This window comes from Virgibacillus flavescens, from assembly GCF_050574275.1.
GTDB lineage: Bacteria > Bacillota > Bacilli > Bacillales > Amphibacillaceae > Virgibacillus_F > Virgibacillus_F flavescens.
In genome coordinates this window covers 959,868-975,219 of record NZ_CP192260.1, presented here as the reverse complement: position 1 = coordinate 975,219, position 15,352 = coordinate 959,868, and the positions used below count along the sequence as shown (strand labels likewise).

Here is a 15,352-nt window from a genome sequence, read left to right as displayed (position 1 = left end):
TAACTAGTTATTGAGGATACAAGCTTCCTAGTTCAATCCACGTATACTTTTTTCCCCAGCTCTCTTTTGCAAGCGTTGTAATTTGTGCAATTTCCGCAGCATCAACCAGTCCCTTTTCTCCCATTTCATTTGGATTGTAATGGAATGCATACATACGGGAAACAAATTGAGCAAACGGAAGTGATGCTTCGCCTTCTTCTTCTCCGTTTTCTCTTACAGTAGAACGGATTCCCTGACCCCAGTTTTGGGCACTGTCATTATTAGGATTGTAGAAATATACACGGTATTCTCCATTTGGTCCAGGTGCAACACGTTGAATAGAAATAGCGTGTAACCCCAATAAATCAGCATTTGCGGTTGTAACGAAAATACCTACCGGACTTGGATATATCAAATGGTGTCCTCCGTTAAATAGCGGATGATGCGTTACGTAAAATAACCTTACAAAATCATCATAGCCATTTACAGAACCTGTTAACGAATTAATAACCGAACTGAACTCATTAGGAATCCATTGTCCATAAAACTCTGGATTCGTCCACTTGTGTCCATCTCCACCACGTATAGCAACTCGCTTCATCATTTCATTGTATACACGGTCAAGATGAGGAACTAATAACAGGGAGACTGGATCAAGCTCCACATGAAGATTCGGAGCTAAACCTTCCATTAAAAATCTTGAGTTTATCGGTGTTCCTTCAAACATCATATCGATCTCACCATCACGACCTGCACGCGCTACTAATTCCAGCAAGTAACCTGGATCATGTTGAGCCCAGAGACTTAGTCCTCTGGCAGACTGACATGTTGGGTTCATACCCTGTCCAATCGACAGCGGTTGCCCCAATACACTCAGAATACCTGAAATCAAAATTCCATTAGCGGTTAATTCTTCCCGATTTTCTTTTGCAGCAAATAGTACTTCTTGAACTTCCGGTAATAATTCCAATTCAAGAATTCTCTCAAGGCCCGGGATAACTGGTGTATGTGATAACGCGCCACGTTCGAGCATTAATGCAAGACCATATAACGATTGACACGTTTCAGGGTGAATAGCACTCTTGATCAACTGATTTACAATTTCAGGGTGCTCATTAACATTTGCCCGCCCTTTTTCGCTCAGACCCATGGCAGTAGACACTTCTTCAGGGGCAACTTCATTTAAGAATCGTAGAAGTACAGCATGGTGCGGACTAACCAGCCCAGTTGACCGCATAGATTCAGCGAATTGTTTTGCTTCTCTATTGATTTCCTCGGTACCAAGGGTGGTCAACTGACTTTGGTAATCAGCTATATCAGGATACTGTTTACTCGTGTCAGATGGCGTAGTGATAGCATCAATATAATACCCAATTTCTTTTTGTTCTTCTTTCTTTATATCAGCCGACATCATGTTTTTGGCATGATTGATAATGGATACGATTCGATTCACCATAATTGGACGCTGCGCTGTTAAACGATCCAGCTCATCCACCAAAGTCGCCGCAAACGAGCTTAGCGATAACTGAGAGGACAGGAAACGAAACAATTTATGTGCTCTTTCCAGATTATTATTCTGGTTAACACGAGATTCTTCTGTTTCTTTCGGGAAAAGAAGATCCAAATTCAGCGCCATCACTTTATTAAGGAACTCTTTAGCAAATTCAGGTGAAACTTCTGAAACAGCATAATCACCTTTTGCTATCGCTAACATACGGAGTTCACTCAATATCTCAAATATCGGATAAGACCCATCCACACCAAATGAACCACCAACTAAACGCGCCTGGAGTTTTCGTGGGTTTTCCCAAGGTCCTCCTTTAAAAATACCAGCCTGATCATATTGTTCCGCCAATTCCAACAGTACCGGCAAGTTGTCACCATCAATTAATTTTGTTGCTTCTTCTAATATTTTTTCCGTGTACAGCGCTTCTCCACCGATTGCCGCTTGCTTTAACTGGTCAAGAGTATAGATAAACTGGTCTTTAACTTCTGAACTCATATGGACCTCTCCTTATGCCAAAATAACACATCTGATTATTCAATACTCTATGCCAAATCAAATATATTCGACACATTGTTTGTATTCTTATTATACGTTATAAATGGCTTTTAAAGTATTTAATTTCAAAAAATTTCTACAACTAACTTTATAAGCTACAGTTTACCCTAACTTTGACTCTATCAATCATTTAAACAGCAATCTAAACCAAACTGGAGAAGGTGGAACCAAGGTTAATTCGTACAAAATTTCAAAAATCGGTGGTATACTAGTGATGTAGCAACATTTATAAACTGGTGAAAATATATATAGGAGGAAAAATATGCAGGATGAACAAATGCCCCAGAATTTCACTAAGATACAAGATGCCAACCGTCAAAAAAAGTTAACAAGATCAAAATTATTAAAGCGAATTATTTTCGTTCCACTTGGTGCAATTTTAGTTGCTGTAGGATTAGAAATATTTTTAGTTCCGAACAACATTATTGATGGTGGAATCATCGGAATATCCATCCTCACTTCCTACTTAACCAACATAAATTTAGGAATTTTATTAGTCCTTCTCAACGTCCCCTTTTTCGTAATAGGATATAAACACATTGGTAAAACATTTGCACTCACAACATTAGTCGGAAATATTATTCTTGGACTCGGTGTAGCATTCTTTCATCCAGTGCCAGTCTTAACAGACGACCTTCTGCTTGCTTCGGTCTTCGGCGGGATATGTCTTGGTATTGGAGTTGGCCTTGTAATTCGCCACGGAGGATCGCTCGACGGAACCGAGATTATGGCAATTATATTCAATAAAGCAACCCCTTTTTCAGTCGGCGAAGTTGTCATGTTTATTAATATCTTCATTTTAGGCAGTGCAGGTTTTGTATTCGGCTGGGAACAGGCAATGTATTCATTGATTGCTTATTTTATAGCTTTTAAGACAATTGATATCACAATCGAAGGACTGGACCAGTCAAAATCTGTATGGATTATCAGCGATCAGCACAAGGAAATTGGAGAAGCTATAAACGCTCGACTAGGTAGAGGTGTGACTTACCTGAACGGGGAAGGTGCCTATACCGGTGATGAAAAGAAAGTGATATTCACTGTTATTACGAGGCTTGAAGAAGCAAAAGTGAAAAACATCGTCGAAGATAAAGACGAGTCTGCCTTTTTGGCAATCGGTAACATTCATGATGTAAAAGGTGGACGATTCAAGAAGAAAGCTATTCACTAACGACCATGCATATTAGAAAACTTGGCTTATTAGCACCGTAAGAAAGTATTTCTTTCATAAATGCAAAAATAACCCACGCTTTAAATGCCTGGGTTATTTTTCATTCCTGGATTTCTGTGAAAATTGTTAAAAAAGGGTATATTTTCCTATGAATTAACAGTATATTTGCACTATTTTTGATATATCTTGTCTGAAATATTTACAATATTTACTCTAGACTTTATTATTAGATTGTTAGTAAACTTCTTTCAACAGAGGTTTAATTTCTATTAACCTATTAATATGATTTGGAAGGGGATGTCTACATATTAGAGTGAAATATTTAAGGGCAGTTAAATATTATAGAAAATAGGAGGAAAAGAATTTTATGAAAAAGGGAATGATTCTTTCTACAACATTGGCACTTACGCTAGGATTCAGTTCTTTAAGTGTTAGTGCAGCGACAGCAAATTTACCAGATTCCAATAATCTATCAGCAAAAGTTACATCGTCAGTTGGTTCTCCAATAGATTTGGGTATCGCAAACGATGAGAAATTAATAGAAATGCTCAAGGAAAGTGGTGTTATAGCCAAGGATGCTACGCCTGCAGAAGCTAATAAAGCTTTGAAAAAGTTTCTAAAAGCCAAAGCTGAGAATGCTAAAAAAGGAACGAAGGATAAGCTTCCAAAAGGCTTAGACGCTAATATGAAGGATGACTCGAAAAAGAATGACTATGGCTTGAAGAACGGGAAGGGAAACAAGCTTGGTCAAGCAAAGAAAAATAAGGTGGACTCTGTTCAGGAAGAAGCTTATAACGGAGAAGTTCGTTCCGACAAGGTTCTCGTTCTTGCAATTGACTTCCCAGATTATGAAGCTAGCTCGATTACAAAAGAGGAAACAGACATGTGGTATGAAAATTATACACATGACCATTTCCAGAACATGATCTTTGGTGAAAATGGATATGAAGGTCCTAATGGTGAAAATCTTGTTTCCATGAAACAATACTATGAACAGCAATCAGGTAATAGTTACACGGTTGATGGTACAGTTGCCGGCTGGTATACTGCTGAACATCCAGCAGCTTACTATGGTGGTAACGTACCTGCACCGGACGGAAACGATGCTCGCGCTCGTGAGTTAGTATATGAAGCACTTGCAAAAGCTGGCCAGGATCCAAATGTTGACTTAAGTGAATATGACGTTTGGGATCGTGACGATTACGATGCTGACGGTGTATACGCTGAGCCAGACGGAATCATCGACCACTTAATGGTTATCCATGCTGGAGTTGGTGAAGAAGCTGGTGGAGGTTCATTAGGTGGGGATGCAATCTGGTCGCACCGTTGGAACTTAGGCGGACTAGTTGCTGTACCAGGTGGCACTTCTGATAGCGATCGTTTTGGTGGTCAACTTGGCGCTTATGATTACACAATTGAGCCGGAAGATGGCGCTGCTGGTGTATTCGCTCACGAATTCGGCCATGATTTAGGTCTTCCTGACGAATATGACACGCAGTACACTGGTGCTGGTGAAGCGGTTTCGTACTGGTCTCTAATGGCTGGCGGAAGCTGGGCTGGAGATATTCCAGGAACTGAGCCTCCAGGTATGAGTGCATACGCTAAAGAAATGCTTCAAGGTTTGCATGGTGGTAACTGGTTAAGCGGAACTACACTTCATGCAGACGATATCACAAGCGAGGGTACTACAGTACTTCTTGATGAAGGTGTTACAAAAGGCACAAACAATGATGCTGTTCGTATTAACTTACCAGATAAAATGACGGACGTTAATACTCCGTACAGTGGTGAATACGAGTACTTTAGTGGAAGTGGAAACAACCTTGATAATTCAATGGTTACTTCTGTTGACTTAACAAATGCAACAAACGCTTCATTTAATTTTAAAGCATGGTATGAAATTGAAACAGATTGGGATTACGCTTCCGTACAAGTAAAAGAAGAAGGATCTGATGAGTGGGTATCTGTTGAAGGTAACCTTACAACAACAACTAACCCAAATGATCAAAATCCTGGATTCGGAATTACTGGTTCATCTGATGGTTGGGTAGATGCATCGTTTGACCTTTCGGCGTACGCAGGGAAAAACATCCAAGTGAAAATTAATTACTGGACCGACGTTGCGGCTATTGAAGCAGGTTTATATGCTGACGATATTTCAGTAACTGTAGATGGATCTCAGGTATTATTTGACGATGCAGAAGGTGAAACTGCATTTACGCTTGAAGGTTTCTCAAAAGATCAAGGTAAATTCTATTCAGAAAACTATTACCTGCTTGAGTGGAGATCACACAATGGTGTAGACTCGGGATTAGCACACATCCGCCGCGGTGATAGCTTAATGAGCTTTGATGAAGGTCTACTTGTATGGTATGTGGACGAATCATACAGCAACAACTGGACTGGATTGCACCCTGGAGAAGGATTCCTTGGAGTGGTTGACGCTGACCAGCACACATTAAATTGGAGTGATGGTGCAGTTGCTGCAAGTCGTTATCAACTTCACGATGCGGCATTCAGTCTTGATAAGACAGACAAAATGTTCATTGATTACAGAGACTTACTAGGTCTTACTATGAAGGACAATTTCACAAAACGCACTCCATTGTTTAGTGACAGTGCAGACTGGAGTAATCCAGGGTTAGTTGACGCAGGGCGCAACGTACCGGAACATGGCTTAAAGTTCCGTGTTGTTGGTCAAAGCGAAGACAACACTGTTAGTAAAGTAATGATCTACAAATAAATAACAAAACGAAAGTCCCGGGCGGATGTCCGGGACTTTTCTTTGTGAAATTTACACCATCGTATACAAGCTATCTATTTCTGCCTGCAATATACTATCAAATTCTTTGACTGGTACAGGCTTACTGAAAAGATATCCCTGACCGAGACTGCACCCCTGCTTTTTAAGAACATCTAATTGATCCATAGACTCTATGCCTTCTGCGATCACTTTCAATCTCAGGTTATCCCCAATATTAATAATCGTTTCTACAATTGACTGATTATCCGGGTCTACAATATCATCAATGAAGGATTTATCGATTTTAATCGTGTCGATTGGCAACTGCCTTAACATATACAAGGACGAATAACCCGTACCAAAGTCATCAATTGAAACACTCACACCGATTTTCTTAAGTTTACTAAGAATGGTCATAGATTCTTCTGCATCCTGCATGACACTTTCTGTGATTTCTAATTCTAAGTAAGATGGATGAAGTCCTGTTTTTTCTAACGTTTTTTTAACAAAATCAAGAAATTTAATATCTCTGAACTGAATTGCAGATACGTTTACCGAGACACAAAGATATTGGTGACCGGCATCCTGCCATAGCTTGTTTTGCCTGCAAGCTGTTTCCAGGACCCATTCTCCAATTGAGACAATTTGTCCAGTCTTCTCCGCTAGCGTTATGAACTCACCAGGTGGTATTAATCCTAAGTTAGGATGATTCCAGCGAATTAAGGCTTCCATTCCTATTAATTTTTCAGTCTGAATATCCTTCTGTGGCTGATAGTACAGTTCCAATTCGTTATTTGCTCTAGCGTTTATTAAGCTTGATTCGAGTAATCTTTTTCTGGCAATCTGGCTGTTTATTTCATCATTATAAAACTGAAAATCTTTCTTCCCTTTTTCTTTTGCAAAATACATAGCTGCATCTGCCTTATCAATTAAATCTCCAATGGTATCCCCATTATCAGGATAAAGGCTGACACCAATACTGGGATCAATCGATATTTCGTGCTCCTCTATATAAATCGGCTTATCTAGATTTTTCACCAATTCTTTAAGCATTCGCATACATTCCGGACAAGACTGTTCTGAGAAAACAATCGCAAATTCATCGCCACCAACTCGATACAACGTTCCGCCAATTTCAGTGACCTTCTTTAACCGGGATCCAAATTCAATGAGCACCCGATCTCCATAACTATGGCCCAGTGTATCATTGATATATTTAAACCGGTTTAAATCCATCAGAAACAATGTGACCGTATTATCTTCCCGCTTCGCTTTCTTAATTATAACCTCTAGATCTTCTTCAAATTTCCAACGGTTATATAGACCTGTTAATGTATCAAAGTGAGCTAACTCTCTATATTTTTTTATTAAATTTGTATTAGTTTTCATTATAAAAACTTGTCTCGCTATGATTAACAAGAAAGATATACTGAGTCCAATTATTAATGCATTTAATTCATTAGCAAAATTAATAATAACCAGAACGAGTAAAACCAATACACTTACATATGGCAGAGAACTATTTTGTGAACGATAGACATGTTTTTGCGCTTCCGAATGGGATGTAACATTCTTTTTTCGATCGACTATACTCGACAGTCCAAACAGTAAAATGACTGCCTGCCATATCGGATCCACTAAACCTGCTTGATATTTTTCAAAGATAACCAGATAGGTATAAAAAAAGTCTGCAATCGTTTGAATGATCAATGCTGCAATAATATACGAAACGTACTTACGGTTAAACCCTTTTAAAAAGAAGTAAATACTGATTGCTGCAAATAAAAAACCTAAATTATAGATCGGATACGCTAACGTCATAAAGGTAACATCTTCTGAAACAGCCGCATGGTTTATAAGCGGACCCAATATGTAATACAAGTTTATCGAAATGGCTACATTAATGAAAATAACGATATTAAAAATTACTGGTATGATAGAAAGATTACTTATTACACTTTTGGCTTGGTATACATAAGCAATTGCAAAAAGCAGGAATGAAATATACCATAAATAATCAGATGATAAGATAAACAGATTCGTTACATTTGGCAAGTTCTGATCAAAGAACCAAGTGATATTAGTTAGCGTATAGAATAATACTCCCAGGCCCATCCACATCCAAAAGTACCGTTGTTTGGTTTTAATTATCCGAAACGATTTCATCAACCAAGAAAAGCTGACTCCACCACCTACTATAGAGAAAAATAAAAAACCAATAGTTAATAGCTTAATATCATTTCCAAAGCTGATAAGCCAAAAATAGAAAAGGATTATATATATGATAATAAATAAAATCGCTGGAAACGCCCGTGCATTCACAAAATTCACCTCGAATCATTATAAACTACGTAAAACAGACAATATATCTTTTATCGACAAATAAAGACAAATAATTAAGCAATAATGTGAATTTTTATTACATGGTTGGTTTTGTACAAAAGTGAAACATCTTTTTAAAAACCTGCGTCTTACTAATAACGTTATAGAACAAGGAGGGGTCGTTGGAAACAACTTACGAAGAAAGAGAATATGAGGAACAAGAAGTGGCAATTGTAAGTTTTGTACTAGAATCCGATACTAATAGTGAAGTTTCCTTTCGACTTATCAAGGAACAAAAAATATGGAAGGTACGCTATATGCCTTTTTATAATACTATAAAATAACAGTTATGAAGGAGCGTTTATTGTGAAAAAAGTTATTCCGATTTTAATCTTATCTTTATTATTTCTAACTGTAGGCTGCAGTCCCGTTAACTCTAGTGAAAATGATAATGATAAACTTGAAAACAACAAAAACAACAAACATTTAGTTGATGCAGAATGGAAAAAAGAAATTAAAGAGTTGGATTTAAAATTTAACCCTAAACTTCCCACAACCATGCCAATTCCTATTAAAAAAGCGGAATTCAGTCCGTTACCACACAGACCCATAGACGTAATAGTTGTTGATTTCTATGAAGAAAGCGGTGCTCATATTAGTGTAATGATAACGAATGGCGGAAGAGGGAGGTCATCGATTGATTACGAACATGTTAAAATAGGTAATTTGGATGGAAAATACTTTGAGTCGGATTCAGATTCTGAGATGGTGAAAAAAGAGTTGAGATGGAAGGAAAATGACCTCCACTATACCCTTACATTCTACCAGGTAAGATCTAGTGTGGACATTACAAAAAAAGACCTAATTACAACCGCAAAGTCGTTTAAGTAATAAGATTTTTTCACCAATTGAGGCTATCCCAGCTAGAAATGGGATAGCTTAAATTATATTGTCCTTCTATACTCTCACTTTACTCTCAAACCCCTTTTTCTTATGGGTTCCATCACAGTATGGTTTTGTGAAGGAGTGGCCGCAACGGCATAATGAAAAAACCTTCTTTGTAGTATACGCATTTCCCTCACCGTCGATCAGTTCAATATCACCAGATACTCGTAATGAACCGTCATCATTCACTTTTATTTGAGCTTTCTCACTCATTGAAATCCTCCTCTTTGCTTTTCATAAAATCAAGAACTTCCTTATCTATCTTGCCTTTTTCCAGTTCTCTGCCTTCAAAATTCTCCACATGCATGAACGAAACTAATCCCTTATGCAGCGTCTCATCGTCCACCTTCTCTTCCGCGATGAAGCCTAAGCGATATAACTGAAATTGAATTTCCACTCGTGTTGGACCTTCTATTTTCATGATATTCTCTTTCTTCGTTGTCCCAAAATATAATTGCTGAAGATGGTAGATGCGAATTAATTCTTTTATAGGATCTGGATGATCGTCAACACGTAAATCAATATAACGATCATTCGCTTCCAGATATCCACCTTTCTCCTTCACAACATAAATGGCAGCAGATTGTCTTCCACGACTGTCCCCGCCTGCCTCCTGACCTGCATCAAGTGCTTTTAACAATCGCTCAGCCAGGGTGCCAGGTGCATCCTCAAAGGTATTAGCCATAGCTTCTACCGTGTCTGCTCCAACCAGTATATTCCCCTGAGCCGCATAACACGTACCTGCCTTCCCGCCAGCCCAATCAAAGCACTGGTCTCCAGTAAATGTGGCAGAATTTCCTTTCGCATCTACAACCCCAACTTGACGCAGTGGTTTTCCTTCATCCTGACTGGTCAAAAGATCGACAGTTTCCTGCGCGGTATTGCCACCTTCCATTAACTTCAACCCATCGGGACCATATGCTGGGTTCGCATAAGACTGGGTTGCTACAGCGCCAACGCCGGCCTTTGCCCATGGTACGACTGACCCCACTCCCAGGAATTTCGATTGCACAGCTACACCAAGTTCTTTCGTTACCGGATCAAAACCTACGATTGAAAATGTCATTAATGTACACTCCCTTTGTTTGCATATTATTAAATTTCGACGAATAATCCTAAAATCCTTTATTTTGATCTGAAGATTCGCAGCGTATTGCGTAATGACGCGGTTTACATCGATATTTTTTCAGTCGCGGTGGATAAAATTTTTCTCGAAAGCGATATTATTTTTCCCGAGATCGATATACTCGTGGGCGGAATCGATATCAGCTAAGCTGGCATCGATAAGCGATTATCAAGATTGATATCCGGCAGCAAAGCACACGGCATCGATACAATTGAACGAAAAAAAGAGCCCCTAGAGTATTCAAACTCCATGGGCTCTTGTGCAACAATGCTATTTAAATGCTTTGGTCCATACATTTCATTAACGTATTTTCAATTTCCATCGCGTACGCTTTAAGAGATTCGTCTTCTACTAATTCCACGAGCACACTTGGCCGTGGCATACCAATTTTTATCTTGCCTGAATCCTCGTATAGAACGATCTTACAAGGGAGAAAGTAACCAATCATTTGATTTTTTGATAGCATTTCATATGCATCTTTTGGACTGCATACTTCCAGCACTTGATAGGGTTGATTAAAATCGAATCCTTTGTTCTGCAATGTTTCTTTAATATCAAATTGCCAAAGGACACCAAACTTTTCAGATTTTAAATTTTCCTCCAACGATTGAACGGTTTCTTTCATACTCTTTTTTGTCTCGACTGTATAATGAAACATTCAAATCATCTCCTGAATAATTGTTATTTCGAAATGTCGCTATCCCACTCCAGCATGCCACCGGACATGTTTACTGTATCATATCCGTGTTGCTCCATGTATGAGCTGGCTTTCCCGCTTCTATTACCTGAACGGCATACCATATAATGTGTTTGGTTTTTATCAATTTCTTTCAGTCTTTCTGGTATTTCGCCTAAAGGAATATGCTTTGCGTTAGGAATCATGCCAGTCTCTACCTCTTCTTTTTCACGAACATCAATAATACTGATAGTCTCTCCATTTTTTCGCTTCGAATCAAGTTCTTGTGGTGATATTTCCTTCATAATCTACCTCCTGAAAAATAAATTTATCTGCTTTTAACTAGTAAGTTAACGGCTTCCTTAATAAGGTCTTCTGAGTTCTTTCCGCCATTTTGCTGTTCTTCTCGTATGCATCGTTCAAGATTTGTGCTCACGATTAAAGCTGCAGTGCGGTCCATCGCATTGCGTACAGCGGTCATTTGTGATACAACTTCTCTGCAATCTTTTTCTTCTTCCATCATCTTTACTAATCCTCGTACCTGACCTTCAATACGTTTCACTCTATTTTGAACTTTATCATCGTATTCCAACGGTATTCCTCCAAATAAAAAAACTTACTACTATCACTCAACTGGCCCTACCTTATACCCCTGGGGGTTAAATGTCAAAAAAAAGAGCCTTAAACGGCCCTTAGTTTAACTTCTCTACATCGGTCACTATGAAGTTTTTCTTATATAATTCTTTCTTGATGACATCCACTGTTTGTTTAACCACATCTTTCGGCAAAACAATCAGTACGCGTCGAGCATACTTTGAATTGTTGTTCAGCGAAATAACACTTTGCACGCTGCAGTGCTTATTAATCGTTTTTAATATTTTCTGTAGTGCCCCTGAAAATTCAACTGTTCCAATGGTTAATGAATAGCCACCATTGTTAACTCCCCAAGCATTTTCAAGAACTGTAATAACATTGGCATGAGTCAGGATGCCTAAAAATTCTTCGTTTTCATTTACAATTGCAAGGTACGGAAGCTTTTTAATGCTTGAAAATACTTTAAAGAAAGAATCATCTTCTTTCACAAAGCCTTCCTTATCGTCAACAAGTTGTTTGACAGTATCATTCAGGCCATGTTCTTTCTCGTGTTCCAATATATGCACCTTGTAAATATTACCTAGGAATTTGTTTCTCGATTCGTCCAGTACTGGAATACAACGATATCCCGAGTCCTGCAGCTTACCAAGTGCTTTCTCCATACTATCCGTTTCTTTTACAAATATAACGGTCTGTTTTTCTACATAATCATTACTTACGATCATTTCTAATTACCTCCCAAGACTTTAAAATATTCCGTGCTGCCTGAATTTATGATACATTCGTTCTGTTAAAATTATAGCCTATTACAGTCCATTCGTCATCTAGTTACCTTTTCCCGTTAAAACAATACCTAAAACCAATAGTGTGTCGGCTTGGTCGAATTCTTTTACAAGTGGTAGTATAAATAACAGGATAATAAGTTTCAGAAGGGAGTTGTGGTACTAAATGAATAATCTACCTATAAAACATCACTGGCTGGGCAGAATATTAGCTTCTGATCCAGGTTACATAAGGTTTTTAAAAGCTGGAAAAGCTACCATCAGCTTAATGTCTGCAGTATTCACAACATTATTCCTTTTGCGTGTAACCGGAAATGATCTACTCACACCGGCAATAGTTGCTGGGATGGTCGGAATGATGGGAATTCTAATCGTAATGGATGAAACCAAAAAGGAAAAGCAGGTAACAACAGGATTACTTGGTATTTCTGCAGCAATTGGAATAACAAGTGGTTCATTACTCGCAGGGGTTGCCTACTACATTGATGTGCTGATGATCGTAATTATTTTTGGTGCATTTTACTTGTCCCGCTTTGCCGTCAGGTATTTCTCGATTTGCATGATCGGTTTCCTGACAGTTTATATTTCATCGATTTTAAGCTTATCCCCTGACCAACTGCCCTGGTTTTACCTAGGGATTACGCTCGGCGTTTTCTATGCATTTTTATATAATTTTATTTTATTTAAAGATTCAGCTCAAATATTAAAACGAAGTATCCGCTCGTTCCATATTCAAAGTAACCTGACTTTTAATATATTAATAAACGGAATTCAGGACACAGATTTAAACGAAAAGCGCTTAAAGAGTCTACGAAATAATGTGTATAAGCTCCGTAATTACGGAAGAATTGTTTCAGGAAATTTAAACGAGCAGGATATCCAGGAAATCTGGCAAGGTCTTGAAACCGCGCAACTCAGACTTTACGTGTTTGACACAGGGATGCTGATTGAAACGTTAACAGATTCCATTCAAAAGTTAAAAAAAGAAGATGCGCTGGAAATAGAAGAACTTCGCCGGATCCTTGTATGGGTAATTAGGTGTTTACGCGACGCCAGAGTGCTTGCGCAAACATATGACTCAAAAGACCTTGAAGAAGCAAAAATAGCACTGCAAGGCTTGCAGCTGGCATTAAGAGACTTGCTGAACCGGGACGAACAGCCAGAAGGTTGGGTCTTTCTCATTCGCCGGATTGAATCGATTGCCACCCATGTAATTGAAGGAGCAGTAACCATTCAAACCTCCTTACAGAATGGAACATACATTCAAAAGGACGAAGAAGAAGTGGAAGCAGAAGAAGATAATCCAGCAGACGACGAAAAATCACTAAAGCCAAGTACGAAGAAAGCTTATCAGGCGCTCGTCGCTGGCGCCCTGGCCATCATAGTAGGAGGAATTATTTCCCCTACCCAGCCATATTGGGTGCTTCTGACTGCATTTATCATTTTAATTGGAACGGAATCAATCGGACGAACCTATGCAAAAGGATTCCAGCGCTCGTTTGGTACAATTATTGGAGCCGTAATCGGCTTCGGACTCGCTAAATTACTGTCTGGGCACTCCACAATTGAATTGATTCTGTTGTTTACAGTAATATTTCTTGCATTTTATCTGGTTACCGTATCCTACACGCTCATGAGTGTGTTTATCACCATGCTGATCGCCTTCATGTACGATATTCTGTTAGGCGGAATAACGTTAGAATTAATTGGAGCACGCGTAATTGACACAATCGCAGGTGCTGTCATTGCTTTCAGCGTCTCCGCCGTTATTTTCCCGAAGAAGACGAAGGATAAAGTAGTAGATAGCATTGACGATTATCTGGACGAGTTAAAACCATATGTTACAAGCTATGTTCGAAGCTTTCGTGAGCCTGTATATGTGAAAGACCTGGCTGATGATGCATTTACCCTGGACCAAAATCTGCAGACCATTATGGACGAAGCTGATCCTATTCTTAATCGGGCAGAAACAATCAGCAGATCGGGTATTGCTCGCTGGATTACCATTTTCACTGCAATTAACTATTATGCAAGACATTTGGTGGCCTCCTCATTTAGAGGGGAAATCAGTTATCCAGAGGAATTGAAGAAAAGCTTTCAGGAAGTAGAAGATAAATTGGAGCATAATATAACGGTGCTTGGTGAGTTGATAAAAGGTAATGATCGTGACAGTGTACTTTATAATTTAAAGCAGGAACGGGAACAAATTGAGCGGTTTGCAACTACTAATCATGAAAACAACCTGGATCTGATTCACCATCTGTATTACGTATGGCGCATTAACCAGTCCCTGCTTACCCTGGCAACCGACCTCGGTGCAGAGGAAAAATAGTATTTACTTGAGAAATGGGCAGGGCAAGAAAACAGTAGCCACGCCGAATAATATGAGTTTTTTCATTGAAAATAATCCGAACGAATTCAATCGTTCGGATTTTCTATATACTGCGAAGTATATTTATTACCAAGAAATGTTCTAAAGCCGCCGTCCAGGATCGTTGCGGGCAGATGCTTTCCGCGGGCACGGCTTCAGTCTCCTCGAGAAAGAGCACTCTGCGTGGCCTTCAGACTCGTGCTGTTCCCGCAGGAGTCACCGCCCGGAACGATGCAGGACTGGTAAAGCTGTTTATGTCTTTGTTGTTTCTGTAAACGATTGCATTCTGAAAGAGATATAGCTAATCGAGTGTGGATCGGATCTTATAAATCTGTGACCATCAAACTCTAATCTAGAGATTGGAGCGGATGGCAGTCGACTCCTGCGGGAGGGAAGGCATAGGTGAGACCCCGGAGTGCGACAGCACGAGGAGGCTCACCAGCCGCCCGCGGAAAGCGACTGCCAGCAGCGTAAATCTCGTTGCTGACACTTCGCCGGTTTTTTAGATGTTACGTCGCAGTTTCCATCTATTACGACAAAAGCAACTAGCAACTTATTTCAAGTCTGCAAGAACTAACGTT

General features: G+C 39.2%; 13 protein-coding genes. 5 read left to right on the top strand and 8 right to left on the bottom strand.

The features are described from left to right. Positions 1-7 precede the first annotated feature (7 nt). Positions 8-1,981, bottom strand: coding sequence for a hypothetical protein (locus VBD025_RS04890; RefSeq protein ID WP_430789836.1), 1,974 nt, complete (start codon positions 1,979-1,981; stop codon positions 8-10). A gap of 337 nt (positions 1,982-2,318) precedes the next feature. Here VBD025_RS04890 and VBD025_RS04885 point away from each other — a divergent pair, with 337 nt between their 5' ends. Then, positions 2,319-3,212, top strand: coding sequence for a YitT family protein (locus VBD025_RS04885; protein WP_430791270.1), 894 nt, complete (start codon positions 2,319-2,321; stop codon positions 3,210-3,212). 367 nt (positions 3,213-3,579) lie between these two features. Further along, positions 3,580-5,955, top strand: a complete 2,376-nt coding sequence (locus VBD025_RS04880; RefSeq protein ID WP_430789834.1) for an immune inhibitor A domain-containing protein — start codon at positions 3,580-3,582, stop codon at positions 5,953-5,955. Between the two features lie 51 nt (positions 5,956-6,006). Here the strand turns inward: VBD025_RS04880 and VBD025_RS04875 are convergent, their stop codons facing one another. Next, the gene (locus VBD025_RS04875) at positions 6,007-8,286 is read right to left on the bottom strand and encodes a DUF4084 domain-containing protein (protein ID WP_430789832.1); all 2,280 of its coding nucleotides are present in this window, start codon (positions 8,284-8,286) and stop codon (positions 6,007-6,009) included. A 173-nt stretch (positions 8,287-8,459) separates the two neighbouring features. On the opposite strand from VBD025_RS04875, the gene VBD025_RS04870 reads away from it, so the two are divergent. Further along, positions 8,460-8,621: a hypothetical protein gene (locus tag VBD025_RS04870; protein WP_430789830.1), complete on the top strand. Its 162-nt coding sequence runs from the start codon at positions 8,460-8,462 to the stop codon at positions 8,619-8,621. Positions 8,622-8,643: 22 nt separating this feature from the next. Continuing rightward, positions 8,644-9,168: a hypothetical protein gene (locus VBD025_RS04865; RefSeq protein ID WP_430789828.1), complete on the top strand. Its 525-nt coding sequence runs from the start codon at positions 8,644-8,646 to the stop codon at positions 9,166-9,168. Between the two features lie 66 nt (positions 9,169-9,234). On the opposite strand, the gene VBD025_RS04860 is transcribed toward VBD025_RS04865, so the two are convergent. The 6 genes from VBD025_RS04860 to cbpA all read right to left on the bottom strand — a co-directional run bounded on the left by VBD025_RS04860 (position 9,235) and on the right by cbpA (position 12,343). Continuing rightward, positions 9,235-9,435 (bottom strand): CDGSH iron-sulfur domain-containing protein, encoded by a 201-nt coding sequence (locus VBD025_RS04860; protein ID WP_430789826.1) that lies wholly within the window; start codon positions 9,433-9,435, stop codon positions 9,235-9,237. Then, positions 9,428-10,288: a DUF1028 domain-containing protein gene (locus VBD025_RS04855; RefSeq protein ID WP_430789824.1), complete on the bottom strand. Its 861-nt coding sequence runs from the start codon at positions 10,286-10,288 to the stop codon at positions 9,428-9,430. Before VBD025_RS04855 ends, VBD025_RS04860 begins: the two co-directional genes overlap by 8 nt. Positions 10,289-10,622: 334 nt before the next feature. Next, entirely contained in the window at positions 10,623-11,006 is a 384-nt protein-coding gene (locus VBD025_RS04850) for a DUF302 domain-containing protein (protein WP_430789822.1), read from the bottom strand. Positions 11,007-11,029: 23 nt separating this feature from the next. Beyond that, a complete protein-coding gene (locus VBD025_RS04845) occupies positions 11,030-11,329 on the bottom strand; it encodes a rhodanese-like domain-containing protein (protein WP_430789820.1) in 300 nt (99 codons plus the stop codon). A gap of 23 nt (positions 11,330-11,352) precedes the next feature. Beyond that, a complete protein-coding gene (locus VBD025_RS04840) occupies positions 11,353-11,616 on the bottom strand; it encodes a metal-sensitive transcriptional regulator (RefSeq protein ID WP_430789818.1) in 264 nt (87 codons plus the stop codon). A gap of 100 nt (positions 11,617-11,716) precedes the next feature. Beyond that, on the bottom strand, positions 11,717-12,343 hold the full coding sequence (cbpA, locus tag VBD025_RS04835; protein ID WP_430789816.1) for a cyclic di-AMP binding protein CbpA: 627 nt from the start codon (positions 12,341-12,343) through the stop codon (positions 11,717-11,719). Positions 12,344-12,566: 223 nt separating this feature from the next. On the opposite strand from cbpA, the gene VBD025_RS04830 reads away from it, so the two are divergent. Continuing rightward, positions 12,567-14,732: an FUSC family protein gene (locus VBD025_RS04830; protein ID WP_430789814.1), complete on the top strand. Its 2,166-nt coding sequence runs from the start codon at positions 12,567-12,569 to the stop codon at positions 14,730-14,732. Positions 14,733-15,352: the final 620 nt, after the last annotated feature.

Bases quoted from the DNA above. Each gene is read 5' to 3' on its own strand.
- VBD025_RS04860 (WP_430789826.1), bottom strand. From the start codon at position 9,435: ATGAGTGAGAAAGCTCAAATAAAAGTGAATGATGACGGTTCATTACGA.
- VBD025_RS04885 (WP_430791270.1), top strand. From the start codon at position 2,319: ATGCCCCAGAATTTCACTAAGATACAAGATGCCAACCGTCAAAAAAAG.
- VBD025_RS04830 (WP_430789814.1), top strand. From the start codon at position 12,567: ATGAATAATCTACCTATAAAACATCACTGGCTGGGCAGAATATTAGCT.
- cbpA (WP_430789816.1), bottom strand. From the start codon at position 12,343: ATGATCGTAAGTAATGATTATGTAGAAAAACAGACCGTTATATTTGTA.
- VBD025_RS04880 (WP_430789834.1), top strand. From the start codon at position 3,580: ATGAAAAAGGGAATGATTCTTTCTACAACATTGGCACTTACGCTAGGA.
- VBD025_RS04855 (WP_430789824.1), bottom strand. From the start codon at position 10,288: ATGACATTTTCAATCGTAGGTTTTGATCCGGTAACGAAAGAACTTGGT.
- VBD025_RS04845 (WP_430789820.1), bottom strand. From the start codon at position 11,329: ATGAAGGAAATATCACCACAAGAACTTGATTCGAAGCGAAAAAATGGA.
- VBD025_RS04890 (WP_430789836.1), bottom strand. From the start codon at position 1,981: ATGAGTTCAGAAGTTAAAGACCAGTTTATCTATACTCTTGACCAGTTA.
- VBD025_RS04850 (WP_430789822.1), bottom strand. From the start codon at position 11,006: ATGTTTCATTATACAGTCGAGACAAAAAAGAGTATGAAAGAAACCGTT.